The sequence below is a fragment of the Spiroplasma endosymbiont of Polydrusus pterygomalis genome, from assembly GCF_964030635.1.
Classification (GTDB): domain Bacteria; phylum Bacillota_I; class Bacilli_A; order Mycoplasmatales; family Mycoplasmataceae; genus Spiroplasma.
The window spans coordinates 583,831-599,562 of the sequence record NZ_OZ034909.1; the positions used below are offsets into that span (position 1 = coordinate 583,831).

30 protein-coding genes and 1 pseudogene are annotated in these 15,732 nt (G+C 24.3%); 8 read left to right on the top strand and 23 right to left on the bottom strand.

Annotated features, from left to right (window positions below; genetic code table 4):
- Window positions 1-130 precede the first annotated feature (130 nt).
- Together ACQH23_RS03785 and ACQH23_RS03790 are read left to right on the top strand one after the other, a co-directional pair.
- Window positions 131-1,537 carry a putative mucin/carbohydrate-binding domain-containing protein gene (locus tag ACQH23_RS03785; protein WP_425378974.1) on the top strand — a complete coding sequence of 469 codons (1,407 nt, stop codon included), beginning with the start codon at window positions 131-133 and terminating at the stop codon, window positions 1,535-1,537.
- Between the two features lie 31 nt (window positions 1,538-1,568).
- Complete coding sequence (locus tag ACQH23_RS03790; protein ID WP_425378975.1) at window positions 1,569-2,081, top strand: lipoprotein; 513 nt, start codon at window positions 1,569-1,571, stop codon at window positions 2,079-2,081.
- A gap of 36 nt (window positions 2,082-2,117) precedes the next feature.
- On the opposite strand, the gene ACQH23_RS03795 is transcribed toward ACQH23_RS03790, so the two are convergent.
- From ACQH23_RS03795 to ACQH23_RS03835, 9 genes and pseudogenes are all read right to left on the bottom strand, one after another.
- Window positions 2,118-3,197, bottom strand: a complete 1,080-nt coding sequence (locus tag ACQH23_RS03795; RefSeq protein WP_425378976.1) for a hypothetical protein — start codon at window positions 3,195-3,197, stop codon at window positions 2,118-2,120.
- A gap of 230 nt (window positions 3,198-3,427) precedes the next feature.
- Window positions 3,428-3,610 (bottom strand): hypothetical protein, encoded by a 183-nt coding sequence (locus tag ACQH23_RS03800; protein ID WP_425377776.1) that lies wholly within the window; start codon window positions 3,608-3,610, stop codon window positions 3,428-3,430.
- A gap of 189 nt (window positions 3,611-3,799) precedes the next feature.
- Entirely contained in the window at window positions 3,800-4,024 is a 225-nt protein-coding gene (locus tag ACQH23_RS03805) for a hypothetical protein (protein WP_425378977.1), read from the bottom strand.
- Between the two features lie 21 nt (window positions 4,025-4,045).
- Window positions 4,046-4,318, bottom strand: a pseudogene (locus ACQH23_RS03810) (hypothetical protein); the annotation flags it as partial.
- Window positions 4,285-4,548 (bottom strand): hypothetical protein, encoded by a 264-nt coding sequence (locus ACQH23_RS03815; RefSeq protein ID WP_425378978.1) that lies wholly within the window; start codon window positions 4,546-4,548, stop codon window positions 4,285-4,287. The pseudogene ACQH23_RS03810 and the gene ACQH23_RS03815, both read right to left, overlap by 34 nt.
- Before the next feature lie 49 nt (window positions 4,549-4,597).
- A complete protein-coding gene (locus ACQH23_RS03820; RefSeq protein ID WP_425378979.1) occupies window positions 4,598-4,732 on the bottom strand; it encodes a hypothetical protein in 135 nt (44 codons plus the stop codon).
- Window positions 4,733-4,902: 170 nt separating this feature from the next.
- Window positions 4,903-5,238, bottom strand: a complete 336-nt coding sequence (locus ACQH23_RS03825; protein ID WP_425378980.1) for a hypothetical protein — start codon at window positions 5,236-5,238, stop codon at window positions 4,903-4,905.
- Window positions 5,205-5,561 carry a hypothetical protein gene (locus ACQH23_RS03830; protein WP_425378981.1) on the bottom strand — a complete coding sequence of 119 codons (357 nt, stop codon included), beginning with the start codon at window positions 5,559-5,561 and terminating at the stop codon, window positions 5,205-5,207. Before ACQH23_RS03830 ends, ACQH23_RS03825 begins: the two co-directional genes overlap by 34 nt.
- A gap of 134 nt (window positions 5,562-5,695) precedes the next feature.
- Window positions 5,696-7,081 (bottom strand): DEAD/DEAH box helicase, encoded by a 1,386-nt coding sequence (locus ACQH23_RS03835; RefSeq protein ID WP_425378982.1) that lies wholly within the window; start codon window positions 7,079-7,081, stop codon window positions 5,696-5,698.
- Window positions 7,082-7,228: 147 nt separating this feature from the next.
- On the opposite strand from ACQH23_RS03835, the gene ACQH23_RS03840 reads away from it, so the two are divergent.
- A complete protein-coding gene (locus ACQH23_RS03840; RefSeq protein WP_425378983.1) occupies window positions 7,229-7,354 on the top strand; it encodes a hypothetical protein in 126 nt (41 codons plus the stop codon).
- 9 nt (window positions 7,355-7,363) lie between these two features.
- On the opposite strand, the gene ACQH23_RS03845 is transcribed toward ACQH23_RS03840, so the two are convergent.
- From ACQH23_RS03845 to ACQH23_RS03905, 13 genes are all read right to left on the bottom strand, one after another.
- Window positions 7,364-7,921 carry a DDE-type integrase/transposase/recombinase gene (locus ACQH23_RS03845; protein ID WP_425378984.1) on the bottom strand — a complete coding sequence of 186 codons (558 nt, stop codon included), beginning with the start codon at window positions 7,919-7,921 and terminating at the stop codon, window positions 7,364-7,366.
- 30 nt (window positions 7,922-7,951) lie between these two features.
- Window positions 7,952-8,047, bottom strand: a complete 96-nt coding sequence (locus ACQH23_RS03850; protein ID WP_425378985.1) for an IS3 family transposase — start codon at window positions 8,045-8,047, stop codon at window positions 7,952-7,954.
- Window positions 8,048-8,220: 173 nt separating this feature from the next.
- Entirely contained in the window at window positions 8,221-8,484 is a 264-nt protein-coding gene (locus ACQH23_RS03855; RefSeq protein ID WP_425377850.1) for a hypothetical protein, read from the bottom strand.
- A gap of 17 nt (window positions 8,485-8,501) precedes the next feature.
- Window positions 8,502-8,732 (bottom strand): hypothetical protein, encoded by a 231-nt coding sequence (locus tag ACQH23_RS03860; protein WP_425378986.1) that lies wholly within the window; start codon window positions 8,730-8,732, stop codon window positions 8,502-8,504.
- 2 nt (window positions 8,733-8,734) lie between these two features.
- A complete protein-coding gene (locus tag ACQH23_RS03865) occupies window positions 8,735-9,511 on the bottom strand; it encodes a hypothetical protein (RefSeq protein ID WP_425378987.1) in 777 nt (258 codons plus the stop codon).
- Between the two features lie 2 nt (window positions 9,512-9,513).
- Window positions 9,514-9,660, bottom strand: a complete 147-nt coding sequence (locus ACQH23_RS03870; RefSeq protein ID WP_425377993.1) for a hypothetical protein — start codon at window positions 9,658-9,660, stop codon at window positions 9,514-9,516.
- Complete coding sequence (locus tag ACQH23_RS03875; RefSeq protein WP_425377994.1) at window positions 9,653-9,943, bottom strand: hypothetical protein; 291 nt, start codon at window positions 9,941-9,943, stop codon at window positions 9,653-9,655. Before ACQH23_RS03875 ends, ACQH23_RS03870 begins: the two co-directional genes overlap by 8 nt.
- Window positions 9,944-9,956: 13 nt before the next feature.
- Window positions 9,957-10,124 (bottom strand): hypothetical protein, encoded by a 168-nt coding sequence (locus ACQH23_RS03880; protein ID WP_425378988.1) that lies wholly within the window; start codon window positions 10,122-10,124, stop codon window positions 9,957-9,959.
- A gap of 9 nt (window positions 10,125-10,133) precedes the next feature.
- Window positions 10,134-10,352: a hypothetical protein gene (locus ACQH23_RS03885; protein ID WP_425378989.1), complete on the bottom strand. Its 219-nt coding sequence runs from the start codon at window positions 10,350-10,352 to the stop codon at window positions 10,134-10,136.
- Window positions 10,353-10,967: 615 nt separating this feature from the next.
- Window positions 10,968-11,207, bottom strand: coding sequence for a hypothetical protein (locus ACQH23_RS03890; RefSeq protein ID WP_425378676.1), 240 nt, complete (start codon window positions 11,205-11,207; stop codon window positions 10,968-10,970).
- 219 nt (window positions 11,208-11,426) lie between these two features.
- On the bottom strand, window positions 11,427-11,780 hold the full coding sequence (locus ACQH23_RS03895) for a hypothetical protein (protein WP_425378990.1): 354 nt from the start codon (window positions 11,778-11,780) through the stop codon (window positions 11,427-11,429).
- Window positions 11,781-11,834: 54 nt separating this feature from the next.
- Window positions 11,835-11,966 (bottom strand): hypothetical protein, encoded by a 132-nt coding sequence (locus ACQH23_RS03900; protein WP_425378991.1) that lies wholly within the window; start codon window positions 11,964-11,966, stop codon window positions 11,835-11,837.
- Window positions 11,967-12,003: 37 nt separating this feature from the next.
- Window positions 12,004-12,240: a hypothetical protein gene (locus tag ACQH23_RS03905; protein ID WP_425378000.1), complete on the bottom strand. Its 237-nt coding sequence runs from the start codon at window positions 12,238-12,240 to the stop codon at window positions 12,004-12,006.
- A gap of 213 nt (window positions 12,241-12,453) precedes the next feature.
- On the opposite strand from ACQH23_RS03905, the gene ACQH23_RS03910 reads away from it, so the two are divergent.
- The gene (locus tag ACQH23_RS03910) at window positions 12,454-12,732 is read left to right on the top strand and encodes a helix-turn-helix domain-containing protein (protein WP_425378992.1); all 279 of its coding nucleotides are present in this window, start codon (window positions 12,454-12,456) and stop codon (window positions 12,730-12,732) included.
- Window positions 12,733-12,813: 81 nt separating this feature from the next.
- A complete protein-coding gene (locus ACQH23_RS03915; RefSeq protein WP_425379305.1) occupies window positions 12,814-13,404 on the top strand; it encodes an IS30 family transposase in 591 nt (196 codons plus the stop codon).
- Window positions 13,405-13,416: 12 nt separating this feature from the next.
- On the opposite strand, the gene ACQH23_RS03920 is transcribed toward ACQH23_RS03915, so the two are convergent.
- A complete protein-coding gene (locus tag ACQH23_RS03920) occupies window positions 13,417-13,644 on the bottom strand; it encodes a hypothetical protein (RefSeq protein ID WP_425378993.1) in 228 nt (75 codons plus the stop codon).
- 321 nt (window positions 13,645-13,965) lie between these two features.
- Between ACQH23_RS03920 and def the strand changes: the two genes are divergently transcribed.
- The 3 genes from def to ACQH23_RS03935 all read left to right on the top strand — a co-directional run bounded on the left by def (window position 13,966) and on the right by ACQH23_RS03935 (window position 15,664).
- A complete protein-coding gene (gene def, locus ACQH23_RS03925) occupies window positions 13,966-14,547 on the top strand; it encodes a peptide deformylase (protein WP_425378994.1) in 582 nt (193 codons plus the stop codon).
- 253 nt (window positions 14,548-14,800) lie between these two features.
- Window positions 14,801-15,007 (top strand): transposase family protein, encoded by a 207-nt coding sequence (locus ACQH23_RS03930; protein WP_425378995.1) that lies wholly within the window; start codon window positions 14,801-14,803, stop codon window positions 15,005-15,007.
- A 270-nt stretch (window positions 15,008-15,277) separates the two neighbouring features.
- Window positions 15,278-15,664 carry a hypothetical protein gene (locus ACQH23_RS03935; protein ID WP_425378996.1) on the top strand — a complete coding sequence of 129 codons (387 nt, stop codon included), beginning with the start codon at window positions 15,278-15,280 and terminating at the stop codon, window positions 15,662-15,664.
- The last annotated feature ends 68 nt before the right edge of the window (window positions 15,665-15,732 follow it).

The window sequence follows — 15,732 nt, forward strand, 5'->3', positions numbered from 1 at the left end:
CAAGATAAAATTTTTTAAAATAATTACTAATTTTGATTGTATATATATATATATATATATATATATATATATATAATGAGGATAGATCTTGATAAAAAGTTTCAAGATTAAGAAATGGAGAAAAACAAGTGTGAAAAAATTACTTAGTTTATTAAGTGTGTTAACAATTGGAGGAAGTGCTTTACCAACAACAATTGCTTGTAGTAGTTACGAAAAAGAAGAAATTAAATTAGAAAATAATGGTATTATTTATTCACAAACAAATAATTTAGAAAATTTAATTAGAAATAAAAGAAGTTGAAATAACTCAGTTAATAAAAACATAATAAATATGCAATGGCTGATTAGCGGCCCAGATTATTTCTTTCTGATTTCTAGAGAAAATTGAATTAAAACTAGAGAATTACATAAAAGAAAAAATAATTTTGAATCATTTAAACAAGAATTTATTGATGATATACTTTATAGTGGATTTTGAAAAGATTATAGATTAGATTCTAGAAATAGTAAACATTTAAATAGGATTTCAAAATCAATTTTAAGCAATTTTTCATATCTTGATGAAAAATACATGTCTTCAAGAGTTAATTGTGGTTTTGATTTATTGATTTGAGATGATTCTTCTTTAAGAAAAGATGCTTTTAAGTTTCAATGTTCAAACGATTATTCTTGATATAAAGAAAAAATTAAATTTAATGAATTAGGTGATAATTATAAAGGAGAAATTGGCTTAGATATTGATAGTAAAAAAATATTATTTTTTGGAAATGATATTCCATTCCATAATTATTTTAATAGTGAACTTTATAATCAAATAATTATTAAAGATCAAAATAATAATATTATTAAAGATATCAAGATTATGGGAAATGATTCAATGCAAGATATTATTAATAAGAAATATAATATAGAAAATGGGGTTAATTATGATTATGGTTATATAATTGAATTATGATCAGCAGAACCTAAAAGAACACTTTTTGTAATGAATAATAATGATACATATAGTCATTTTGTTGATTCAAAATCTAGGCTTGATAAATTTATAATAATAAATGATAAATTATTAGAATTTGATTTCTATAAAAAAGAACATTTTAGTTTAATGTTAGAATGAGAAGAAAATTTTAATATATGAAAAAATGAATTAAATCGTCAGATTAAAGAAGATGTTCCTAGCTTTACTGAAGAACAAAAAAGAACTTGAAAAGGGGATAAGTATAACCAATTAAAAGATAAGATTCATTCTTTAAAACAAGATTTAAAAATAATAGAAAATAGTGAAAATATTAATAAACTAAAACATAAAATTACAAAATTACAAAAAGACATTAATGATTTAAAACAACAAATTAGTGAATTAAATCAAAAAATAGATAAAATAAGAAATGACTTAGAAGGTAATCAAGATTTAGAAACTTGTACAAAAGTTGGTTCTATTATTTCAGTTACTACAGGATGAATTCCTGTTATTGGAACTTTAATTTCAACAATTTCAGGTACGGTTTCAGCAATTTGTGATATAGCTAATGCTTAAATATATTATAAATATATTAATTTAATAAAATATGAAAAAAATATTAAGCGTTTTAGGAACAATCACTTTAATAGGAACAAGTACAGCAAGTTTAGTTGCTTGTAATACACCGCAAGAATATACAAAAGAAGAATTAGCAAAATTAAAAGAAGAAAACAAAATTAAAACAAATAATCAAACTATTAGAGATAATTTAGAATGAATAGCACCACAAGAAAAACCATTCAATCAAGTTGATGATAAATGATATTTTGTTGTATGGCGTGGTGATGAAAATAATGATTGATTTTTAACTAAATTTAATAACAATATAGATTTAAATTCTATTTCATTAAAAAGAAAACTTGATCATTATAAAGAACACGATTTATTTATTTCTCCAAATGGTTTAGTTATAAATATATATGATTTTACTTATGAGCCTAGTAAATGATGAGAAATAAATAGTAATTATTTTAAATTTGTTTATCGTTGAAATGATGAAGAACAAAATTTGCCTAAATTAGATATTGATGAAAATGGTAATATTATAAAAGTTAAATAAAAATAGAAAAATAGATAATTAAATATATTTTTTTGTTTATCTTGGTTTAATTGTAATTTGAATAGGATTATCACTCATATTTACAATATTTAATACACCCAAAGCATTTAAATCTATGATTATATCTTTATCATTGCCAAAATATTTATAAGTTTCTAATGTAACTATATTTACTCTATAAAACGAAAGGTCAGGTCTTATTACTTTTGTAAATCTAATTTTTAATTTTACATCATTAGTATAATATGCTTGTAAATATGTTTCTTTAATTTTATCGTTATCATTATTATATAGTTTTGTTATTTGAAGTAAAAAGGAAAAATCAGAATTTTTAGTAAAAGAATAACGATTTTGATAAAATCTTCCAATATATAAACCATTAGTATATGCAGTAGAAAATTTTTTAATATAATTATTTATATTATCTGTATATAAAGTTATTGTATTATCAAAATTAACTTTATCAGTTTGGGATGAACCTCCAAATTTTAACACACCATTGGACAAAGAGTTAATATTGTCATTACAATCATTAACACCACCTAAAATATCAATATTTCTATTAGGAATAAAATTATTTATATCTGGTTTTCCACATTCAACTTGTAAATTATTAAGATTACTTATTTCTATTGTTTTATAAGAACTAATAAATTTATCAATGCTTTGAATTGTGGGATCAATTTGCTTTAAATCAATTTCAGTTTCATAATAAGCATCATAATAATTGTTATTAAATAAATTAATAAAGTCTTTTTTTCAAAGAAAAGAAATGGTTGTACTACATTGTGCTTGTGCTGTAATTTTAGTTTTTAATGGTTGAATTGCATTGGCACCTCATATATCTTTTGTATAAGTTTTATAGCTATATGGCACTGGTGGCAAGACATATTGTGGGTAATTAAATGTTGGTATTTCATAATCATGTGGTAATAAGAAACTAGTTTTATAATTAGTTGTCATATCGCGTAAATAATTATTTAAGGTACTTTTTGTTTTACCTCTGAAACTCCATACTGATAAACGTAAATAATCTTCTTCATTATTGGTATATGGGTTATCAGCATAAAAGATAATTTCAAAATTACCTTTATATAATGCTTGTATTGAAAACATATCAATAATATAACTACAATTTGTCCCATCTGGTGTTTGTAAGAATTCACAATCATTATCTTCTTCACTATAACTAACTGATGTTTGAGCATCTACTGCTGTTGTAAGTTCATTAATTAAATAAACTCGGTTAGTTTTTTTGATTTAATTGTTTTAGATTATATGTTGAATAAAATATATTATTTGTTGGTTTAGACTGCACCCCGTTTAGTAAGTATTAATAAAAAGGTTTACAAACTTTCATTTATTATATCTTTTTCTTTTTGGTTTGAATATCATTTATTTCATTTTTTAACATCATTAATATATTCATTATGAGATTTATAATTTTTATTATGGATTGTTCCTTTTTTAAGTAATGAATGAAAACTTTCAATAATAATGTTGTCTGCACAATGATAATTTTTACCCATTGAAATTATAATTTTGTTATCTAAACATTTACTATTATAATCTTTAGATGTATATTGATATCCGTGATCTGAATGAATTATTGTTTTATTTAGATCTTTTTTTATTTTTTTAATTTTATTAATTGCAGCATTTAAATTATCAATTACAATTTTGTTATTATTAAATTTTTATCATTTTACATCAATAATTTATTTAGTATATCCATCAATTATTGTTGATTGATAATGTTTTTTACCATTTCAAATTAAATAGGTTACATCAGTAAATAAAATTGAAAATCTTTCTTTAATATCATTAAAATTACGATTTACTAAATCAGGATATTTAATTATATTTTTATTTCTATTTTGTTTTATTAATATTTTTCTACGCATACGCTTTACATATTCAGCTTGAATATTATTTTCTTTCATAATTCGTAATACTTTCTTAGCATTATAAACAATGCCATAATCTTCTTTTAAATATTTGGTAATTCGACGATAACCAAATTGTTTTAAATTTTCTTCATAGACTTTTACAATATTCTTTAATGTTTCACTATCCTTACCATTACTTGAATAATTTTTATATTTATCTCAATAACTACGCTTTAAATCTGTTATATCAAGTAATAAATTTAGTGGATATTTATTAATGTTTTCTTTGATAAAAAATACAATTTTTCTTTTATTTAATTGTAAAAGTCATGAAGCTTTTTTAGTAATTCATACCTAACTTTGTAATAGTTTAAATCTCTTTTTTCAAATGATTCTTTTGGACCTTTATTGGTGTTTAAAATTCCTTTCTTAAAATTTTCATACCATGAAGCAACAGTTTTTTTATTAATTGCATATTTTTTTGCAATAAAACTTATACTATTATTTTTAACCTCTTGTTCTATCCTTTTTCGAAAATCTGCTGTATATTTATTAAATTTTTGTCCTTTTCTTGCCATATAAAAATGCACCTCCTTTAAAAGTTTAGCAAAGACTTTTTTTCTTTACTTACTTTTTTGGGTGCAGTCTATTCTTCTGCAAGGCAATCAGTTCATTTTCTTCAACAGTGCGGTTATCTTTTGCTTTAAAAGATCCAGAATTATTTAATTTTTCAATTCACTGATATACGGCTGATTTTGACATCCCATATTCCTTAAAAATTTCAAGAATGGTTTTACCATTTTGATAAAGTAAAACAATTTGTTTTTTAAATTCATCGGTGTATTAATTTCTTCCCATTTTTATATTCCTACTTTCTTCATAATTATATTTTATTTGAAAGTCCACATAAATATGGTCCAACTTATTGTAACCTATCCAACTGTTAAAAAACCAAGAGTAAATAAAATTCCAATAACCCCTTTTGAATTTAATCCTAGCGAAATTAAAATTCCAATTGTTGTTAAAAATAATTGTAAAATAAAACTTGTTAAAATTATAAAGTTAACTTTGCTTAAAATTACTTTTCCAAATGCGGCCCCCTTTGGTCTCATTCCTAATGTTAAAAGTGGTGGTAATAATAGAATAATTACTGAATAAACTAAACATAATAATTGTAAAGCTAATCATTTTTCAATAATCATTCTTGTTCTTGACATTGGAATGGATGAAAAAATTAGTAATGTTCTCCATCATAAATTTCATCCCAAATTAATTGGACTGCTTTAAAACCAATAAACATTGAGGTTAAACCAAAATACAAAATATATCAAATTCATGAATAAATTGTAAACAATGATCTAGCAGTATCCGTATAGTCCCCACTAGCAATATCTTCCATCTCAAACGTTAATGATAAAACCATAATTAATCCGACAATCAATGTTAAAAAAATGACTCATGTCGATGGAACCTTTAAAATTTTAATTAAAGTATAACGAAACATTTTTATTGTAAAAAAATTCATTATTTTTTTACTAACATTTGTTTTTTCTTTCTTCTGCAGTATTTCCATTGTTTCATTCTGTGCCATAATTTCATCCTTCTGTATTAATTAAATTATATATATCTTGTAATTTTTAAAATTACAAGATAATTATACAAAAAAAGACTGTTGTTACTTTTTTAAAAAAATTAATTTTAACAAAATCTTTGGTGTTTCATTCCTTAATCTTTATCAAATAATTTAATTGCGCGTTCTCTTGCCCTTTCTTTTTTAATTTTTTTAATTGATGCTTTAATATGATCACGACGAATTTGTTTCTTAAGCTCAACAATTTCGGCTTTCCGTTTTTTCTTATAACCTGGTTTGACTTTTTTATTATTATCTTTTGTTTTATAACGATGGATAATTTTATTAATTTCATTATTAACTGTTGGAGGAGCTTGCTTTTTAGGTTTACCCCCACCAAGATCAGTTTCGACTAATTCTCCTGCTTGATTTCATTTTTTAGGTTCAAAAGTAATTCCTTTGGCAATTAATTGTTGTACTAAAGTTAAATTTTTAATATCATACAAAACATAACTATACCCCGTATAATTTGCTCGCCCAGTACGACCACTACGATGGATATAGTATTCTAAATCATTTGGTAAATCAAGTGAAATAACATGACTCACACCAACAAAATCAATTCCCCGGGCTGCAATATCACTGGCAATAACATATTTATATTCTAAATTGCGAATCCGTTTCACAACTTGTGTGCGTAAGCGTGGCTCTAAACCCGCGTGAAATTGCGTCACCGAATAATTATGTTCCAATAATAATTCATAATATTTATTAATTTCTTCTTTTTTATTAACAAAAATTAAACATAAATATGGGTCAAATGTTTTTAAAAGATTTAATAAAATTGTTTCTCGTTCTTGATGTTTGGTTGGAATTAAGATATGCGTAATATTCTGGTTTGTTAATTGATTAGAACTTAAATCCAAATAATGGGGATTTTTTAAATACTTCATTAGGAAAGGTTTTAATTCATCGGGAATTGTCGCTGAAAAAACCGATACTTGAACATTGGGATTAACTTTACTCAAAATATAGTCCACATTTTCAATAAAACCTAAATCAAACATCATATCACATTCATCAATAATAAAAGTAGTTAATTTTCTTAAGTTTAAACTTTGTTGATCAAATAAATATTTTAAACGCATTGGCGTTGCAATAACAATTTGCGGCTGTGTGCGTTGTAATTTTTCAATTTGCCGTTTAATGTCTTCACCACCAATAAAATAATTAACTTGTAATGTTGGTTGAAATTTTTTAAAAAAGCGGATATTATCATAAATTTGTTTCGCTAACTCACGCGTTGGCGTTACAATAATACATTGAATCTTTGCTTGGTCATAATCTAAATTATTTAAAATTGGCAAACAAAATGCAAATGTCTTCCCCGTTCCTGTGTGGGCTTTACAAATAACATTTTGATGCTTTAATAATAACGGCATAACCTTATCCTGGACATTCGTTGGGTCTGTAAAATTTAATTCAGCAAAACCTAAATTTAAAAACCGTTTAAAACCAAATTTATCAAAATTACTAATCATTTAAACCCCCTTACCATCAAAATTATAACATAAATAAAAAATGAAATTAGCAATAATTTCATTTTGATTGCGTTGCCAAAGTTGGGGAAAATAAAAAAAGTTTTCAGTATAATTAAGTTTGAAAAAAATTAGAAAGAAAAATATCCTATGAATATTATAACTAGAATCCAAGAGTTTTTAAACGAAAATAATAACTCTTTTATTGATTTAATTAATGAAATTAGACCCAATATCCCTATTAAAGTAGACTGCACCCAAAAAAGTAAGTATTAATAAAAAGGTTTACAAACTTTCATTTATTATATCTTTTTCTTTTTGGTTTGAATATCATTTATTTCATTTTTTAACATCATTAATATATTCATTATGAGATTTATAATTTTTATTATGGATTGTTCCTTTTTTAAGTAATGAATGAAAACTTTCAATAATAATGTTGTCTGCACAATGATAATTTTTACCCATTGAAATTATAATTTTGTTATCTAAACATTTACTATTATAATCTTTAGATGTATATTGATATCCGTGATCTGAATGAATTATTGTTTTATTTAGATCTTTTTTTATTTTTTTAATTTTATTAATTGCAGCATTTAAATTATCAATTACAAGTTTGTTATTATTAAATTTTGATCATTTTACATCAATAATTTCTTTAGTATATCCATCAAGTATTGTTGATTGATAATGTTTTTTACCATTTCAAATTAAATAAGTTACATCAGTAAATAAAATTGAAAATCTTTCTTTAATATCATTAAAATTACGATTTACTAAATCAGGATATTTAATTATATTTTTATTTCTATTTTGTTTTATTAATATTTTTCTACGCATACGCTTTACATATTCAGCTTGAATATTATTTTATTTCATAATTCGTAATACTTTCTTAGCATTATAAACAATGCCATAATCTTCTTTTAAATATTTGGTAATTCGACGATAACCAAATTGTTTCAAATTTTCTTCATAGACTTTTACAATATTCTTTAATGATTCGCTATCCTTACCATTACTTGAATAATTTTTATATTTATCTCAATAACTACGCTTTAAATTTGTTACATCAAGTAATAAATTTAGTGGATATTTATTAATGTTTTCTTTGATAAAAAATACAATTTTTATTTTATTTAATTGTAAAAGTCATGAAGCTTTTTTAGTAATTCATACCTAACTTTGTAATAGTTTAAATCTCTTTTTTTAAATGATTCTTTTGGACCTTTATTGGTGTTTAAAATTCCTTTCTTAAAATTTTCATACCATGAAGCAACAGTTTTTTTATTAATTGCATATTTTTTTGCAATAAAACTTATACTATTATTTTTAACCTCTTGTCCTATCCTTTTTCGAAAATCTGCTGTATATTTATTAAATTTTTGTCCTTTTCTTGCCATATAAAAATGCACCTCCTTTAAAAGTCTTTGCCAAAAATTAAACCTTTATTACTTAAATTAATAATTCCTAAGTCTGTAATTTTTCCATTATCAGCATTACCCACTAAATTCATATAACTTTGATTATTTTTTAATTTTAGTTCTTGTAAAGAAATTAAATTTTCTTGTAAATATTTAGCATTAACATTTAATTCATATGCTTTAACTGCTGTTGCTACTAATTCTTTTATTCCCATTTGATTATTCATAATTATTTCTCTCCTTTATTTATTTTGAATTTAATTCCATTAACACCAATAGTATTAATGTTTTTATTACTATCTCATTGTTTTTTAATTTCGTTTTTAACAATTTGTTCATCAACAATTAAATAATTTTTAATTAAATTAATAAGTTCTAATTTATCAGAATTTTGTAAAAAATCATCATTAACACCCAAAATATCAATATCTTTAATTAATATTTTTTCTTTCCGAAATTTACTAGTAGTTTTTTCTAAATCTTGTTCTATTTTTGCTACATCTTCCATAACACGAACTTGTTCATCTTCAATTTGGTCCATGTCTAACCCCATATCAGGCGTTAAGTTATTAGCATATTCAACCCTATTTTCTTGTTCTTGTTTTTTAGTTTGAATAAACTGTTGTTGTTTTAAGTATTGAACTTGTATTAGGCTATTTTTAATTTCAATTTTATTATTTTGAAGTACTTTTTCTAAATTAATAATATTAACTCTAATTCGATTTACTTCATCTTTAAAATCTTTTATTAATTCTAATGGTTCTCTAAAAACAAAATCAATTTTACTAATAGCACTGGGTATATCTTTTAAATGTATATCTTGATAACCATTTAATGCACAATGATTAAGATGACGATAGATAAACTCTGCTAATTCTTTACCGTGATTATCAATTCAATTTTTAATCGGTAATGCTTTTAAACTTAATTCTTTAAAATCATTACCTTTTAAATAAAATGGATAGGTAATATTTTTAATTTGATTATTTAACTTTAAATCTGCCATAATTAAATTTCCTCCAAATCCATTTCACTTATTAAATTATCAATATATTCGTAAGCAGTCTCTTCTGAATAACATTCTTCTAATGCGATATTAAATAAATCTTCTTCGCTATAAACATAACCACTTTCATCTTTTCACATATTATTCATAATTTATCACTTCGTAGTCTGCTTCTTCATCTTCTAAATAATCATCTATTAAACTTTTAACCTCATCAATTTCATATCATTTTAAATTTAAATCAAAATCTTTTGGCAATGAAATATTACCTACATGTCGCTCTTCATTACCAAATTTAAGATATAAATTTAATTCTCAACTCATATCATAGTCACTATCAATTTGTGCATAAATAATATCTTTATTACTAATTTTTAATGCGTTATTATTAATTCATTTTTCATTTAAGTAATCACTAATACAATATGACATTTTCTTATTCCTCCTAATTATTTTTATTGTTTAATGCTCAATGTTCATCAGTAATATCTTCTTGTGATACTGAATAACTTTTAAGCATTAATTCATTCAATTTATTTTCTTTATTGCATTCTTTATTAAAACAATAACCTCAATATCTTTGTTTAAGACAAATTTTATTTAACTTTTTCATATAAACATCCTAAATTATTTGATTGATTTTTTTCTCAATTTGTAATATTTTTCAACCATCTGATGCTAAATCTAAAATATCGTTAATTTTGTAATGTTGCATATAAGAAGCAATAACGTCTCATTTATCTTCAAATAAATTTAAATACATTTTTGCCCATTCTAAACATTGCAAATCATAATGATTTTTATGATGAGAAATACGACAATTAACAGGTTGACAATTCACTTAATCAAATAATGTTGTTATTTCATTTCAAGTTTTATTAATATACAAACTTTTATATTCCATTATATTTCCTCCTATTTTTAATTCGCTGGCACTCACTCCCAAGTGAAAGTGCCAAAGCGAGAATTAGTTATATAAGTATTTATCTATTTATTTACTACGCCATCCGCTTCACTGGGGGTGAGCGGTGGCGATAATATATTTAATATTTGTTTATTATTAGATAATAGACAGTTGTTTTTATGAGGTAAAGCCAGAGAATTCTCTCTCTTCTTCCGCACTATTTCAAGTCAAAACGTTCAGTTTTTAAAATAAATTCACTTGCACCTTGAAGAGCCTGGTGCTGGCTTTGTGGTTTGTAGAACTGCTGCCATCCTCGATGGGACAATATCTATCGCAAATTTATTTATAAAGTGGCCATCTCTATGTTTATTGTCGTTCGATGTTGACCTTGCACTTATCACGACTATCGCTTAGTTTAAATATAACCAGCGCCGATTTACATTTTTCCTCATACACTATTTCAGTACTTGCCTCGGCTGGCTGTGGGAATGAGCTTAAACTCATGTTCTTATGGAAGCACTTAGTTATTTAAAATAACCGTCCCACACTGCATTAAGTTGTTTTATAAAATCAAAGTTTAAAAGAACCAGTTTCTCAATCAAAGATAATTTTTGAATTTTCTAATTTTTTATAAAACCGCGTTTGTTTTTTATCTTTTGTACGATTTAATAAATCTTTATGTTTTTCACAAGTTCATAAAACTTTATTTGATAAAAATTCTTCGGTAATTAATGATATTGCTTTATAGCAATTATCAACATCACAGATTGTTTGTTGCGTATTAATTTCCATTACTTACTCCTTCCTTTAATATTAAGTTTTTTTATTTATTAGCCAAATTAATTAACTAAAACAGAGAAAGGACAACACCTTAAAATTGGAGAAAAAAAGGTACACTTTGTAAAAATTTCTAAGATATTTAATAAATGTGTAATACAACTTTTTCGTTAACTTAAAGTTGCGATAAAAAGTTTCTATTTTAAGAATTTAAGATGCTGCCCTTTCTCTGAATTAATTAATAATTATGGGTTTACAAATAAAAAAACAACCCTTTTTATTTAACAAGAGTTGTTTTTTGCCGGTTCATCGTACACGATGCCAATTAAAGACTTTTAACTTTTTATTATTATAAGCCATATATTTTTTATTGTTATAACTAATTGATGAACCATTGTCTGTTTGTCGCGTTGAAGTGATTGATAAAAATAAATTAATTTTGTCATTATTAGGAGCGTCAACAAAGACAGAATTGTTATAGTCAATAGGAATGGCAAATTGTTTATTGAATTTGGTTATAAATTCTTTTAAGAATGTATTTGCTTCTTCAATAGTGGTTACTCCTGCGAGAATTAATTCATTTTTCAAGCGATCTTGTAGAGTGCCTCATAAACGTTCAATTCGTCCCTTTGCTTGGGGAATTTAAGTAGTTATGATTTCGACACTTAATTCATCACAGCATCGGCTGAATTGAGTAAAGGTGTCTTTTTCTTCGGTTTTATCACTACTTTTTTGGTATGTAAAGATTGTTCGTTTATCGGTATAAAATGTCATGGGAATTCCATAATTTCGTAAAATTTGATGTAAAACATTATAATAACCTTGTAATGTTTCTTGATAAGCAAAATATAATCCAACAACCGTATTTGTTGTATCATCAATTGCGCCATGTAAAAATCATTTTGAACCATTTTCCTAATCAATGATGTTCACTGGCATCAGCTTGTAATAGTTCGCCGAAACATTTTCGACGTTCTCTTAAAGGGTGGGTTTTATCTTTTTTCTTTATTTTTTGCTTTCGAGGTGTTTTAATTTGATTTAAGGACATTAATTTGTATAAAACTGAATATGAAATGTTTATTCCTTTATTTTCGATTAATTTTTCTTTGAAATGAGTAAAATTAAAGCCAATATATTTAGTTTTATATAAATTTGCTTAATTATACTTGTAAGTGCAAGTAAATAAAATTTCAAAAAATCTCATATAAAAATTTTATGATGCTAAGTTTATTTTAGAAAAAATAAAGCAAGGAGTTTTTATATGGGATATAAACATCTTGGCATAGATGAAAGAATTTATATTGAGAATCAATTGAAGTTTAAAATAAAAATTAGTGAAATAGCTAAAAATCTTAATCGAAGTATTAGTACTATTATTCGAGAAGTTAATATAAATAAAGATAATAATCATTATTTTTCATTAATTGCACAAAATAAAGCAGAAAATAGAAAACAATCACATATTTATTTTCATAAGTTTAAAAATAGAGAATTAGTAAAATATGTACAACAAAAATTATTATTAGGTTGATCACCATAACAAATTTATGGCAGAATTAAAAATTTTCATAAAGAATGAATTATTAGTTTTAAAACAATTTACAATTGAATTTATTCTGGATTACTTGAAAAAGTTACTAATAAAAATTTAAGAAGAAAAGGTAAGAAACGAAAATATCAAGAAAATCGGGGTAAATTTAATGGTAAATCAATTAAAGAACGAAATGCTAATGTTAATAATCGCGTAACTCTTGGTCATTGAGAAGGTGATACCGTAGTATCATCACGAGGTAAAAGTAAATCATGTTTAATAACTTTAGTTGAAAGAACATCAAGATTTACTTTAGCAATATTAGTTGAAAATAGAACTACTAAAGTTATTAACGAAAATATTAGCCATTATTTATCAATTCTTCCAAATAATCTTGTTAAGACTATAACATTTGATCGTGGTAAAGAATTTGCTAATTGACAACAACTTGAAAAAAATTTAAATGTGAAAATTTATTTTGCTAATGCATATTCACCCTGACAAAGAGGTACTAATGAAAATACTAATGGTTTAATTAGAGAAAAATTTCCTAAAAAATTTAATTTTTCAAATACTACTAAAAATGCAGTTCATAAATTTATATTGTCTTTAAACCAAAGACCAAGAAAAATACTAAATTATCTTTCGCCAATCGAATATTTGGTTAGAAAAATAATTTAGTTGCACTTAACTTTACAATTTGGCATTTATAATCTTTTCACAAATTTGTGGATTTGTTTTATTGTGAGCTATCCTTCCACGAGAATGGTGAGCAAATGATTGACTATTTTGTGGATCATAAAGTTTTATAAGTTGTTCAATGCGACGAATTGATAAGTGTAAAATATTTGCAGCTCTTTGCTTTGATATTTTATTGTTAATAATTTTTTCAATTGTTTTGTATTTATGTTGTTCTTTCATTGTTAGTTTTCTTTCCATTGTTATCGCCATTTTTAATTTTAAATGGTTGCGAAATTTTTGCTAGATAACTATTACGAAATTATCACAAGATAAGGACAAAAAAATAGTTGCATTTCTTTTAAAAGATGTTATCATCATTCTAACAAGAGATACAAATTTATAACTTGTATCTACACGATGCAAGTTATAAAAATTCATTGGATTTAATACGAAATATTCAATAAAGTGTCCCAAATATATTTACAATTCAGGATACTAAAACTTTATGATTTTCTTTAATAATTGATTAATATGTTATAATTTTTTAAGAGGTGATTTTTAGTGTTGCAAAATGAAATACCAACTAAAGACTGATTAGTATTTGATAATACACCGGAAATTCGGCAATCATCAAAGGAAGTCGCTTTTCCATTAGCACCTGATAATGAACTTGTGATGAAAAAGTTAATTGACTTTGTGAAATATTCCCAAGATCCACAAAAAAATAGTGACCATGCCATTAGACCAGCTGTTGGTTTAGCAGCGCCACAAATTGGAAATAATATTAAAATGTATTATATTCGCATTGAAGATACAGATGAAGAAACTGGAACCAAGAAAGTAACTGAACATGCTATGATTAATCCTAAAATTATTGGAAAAAGTAATCAAATATCCTGTATTGAAGAAGGCGAAGGATGTTTAAGTGTTAATGGTGATAAAGAAGGATTAGTTCCCCGTAGTTTTCGCATTATTGTTGAAGGTTATGATTACTTAAAACAACAGCAAGTAACAATTACTGTACGTAGTTATGAAGCAATTGTTTTTCAACATGAGCAAGCGCATTTAGAAGGTAAACTATATTATGATTTAATTAATAAAAAAAAGCCTTGAGCTAAGAAAAGTAACTGAATTATTTTATAAATGGCGTTGTGTAGATACAAACGGCAAATTTATATCTTGTTAAATTAATGCTGAATTATACTTGCACTTACAAGTATAATTCAGCAAATAAAAAAATTAAATTAAATTTTAAAATAATCATTTTTAAAAATTTTAATTGCTTTTTAAGCATAAATAACAAGGTATAGCAAGAATTCTATTTAAAGAATCAAAAATACCGCTTTTAAAAGATACCAAAGTAATAGTTGATACAGGTTATCAAGGTTTGCAAAAAATGCATTGGAATGTTTTGATTCCGCACAAAAAAACAAAGCAAAAAACTTTAAATAACGAACAAAAACAGCATAATAAACTAATTTCACAAATGAGAATCGTTATTGAAAATGTTTTTGCTATCCTTAAAAAATTTAAAATTATTACTGAAAAATATCGCAATAGTAGAAAAAGATTTGCTTTAAGATTTAATTTAATTGCTTTTTAAGCATAAATAACAAGGTATAGCAATAATTCTAATAAAATAATTTTTTGTTGTGCCAAAATAATGCATCGCTTATAAAGACTATAAGAATTAAATTAATAAGAGGTATAAATTTCGATTTGTATTTTTTCTTTATGAATTAATTTGCAATGATTATCATAGTATCGCAAGAAGTCTATTAAAAAAATCCATAAAGGTAATTTTAAAGATAAATTTGATAAACGAAAAACTCATCTTGATCCATTTTCCACTAACACTAAATGTTGTATTCAAATGGCGGTTGATACTAATAATAATATTTTTGTTCAATCCACTAATACCAAACGATTACAAAAACAGTGAATTATTGAAAATATGAATACAAAATTAATTAACAAAAATTCCATTATTATTTCTGATATGAAACCATTATATTTATTAGTAGCAAAACAAACAAGTTCTACTTTATATGCCACTAAAACTAGGACAAATCCTGATGCCAGTTATCGAAAATTAAATAAAATTAGTAAATTACAAGCAAGTCTTAAAGAAGCCTTAATTCATTATCGTGGTTTAGGTTTTACTAACATTCAAAATTATTTAAATCTCTGAAAATGAAAATACCAACACAAAGATTTAACACCAAACCAACAAGCAACGGTATTATATTTTAACATCTAAAAAAGTTAAAGAACAATAATAATCTTCCATCAAATTCGTTTTCAAATTGTTATATTGATGATTTTTTT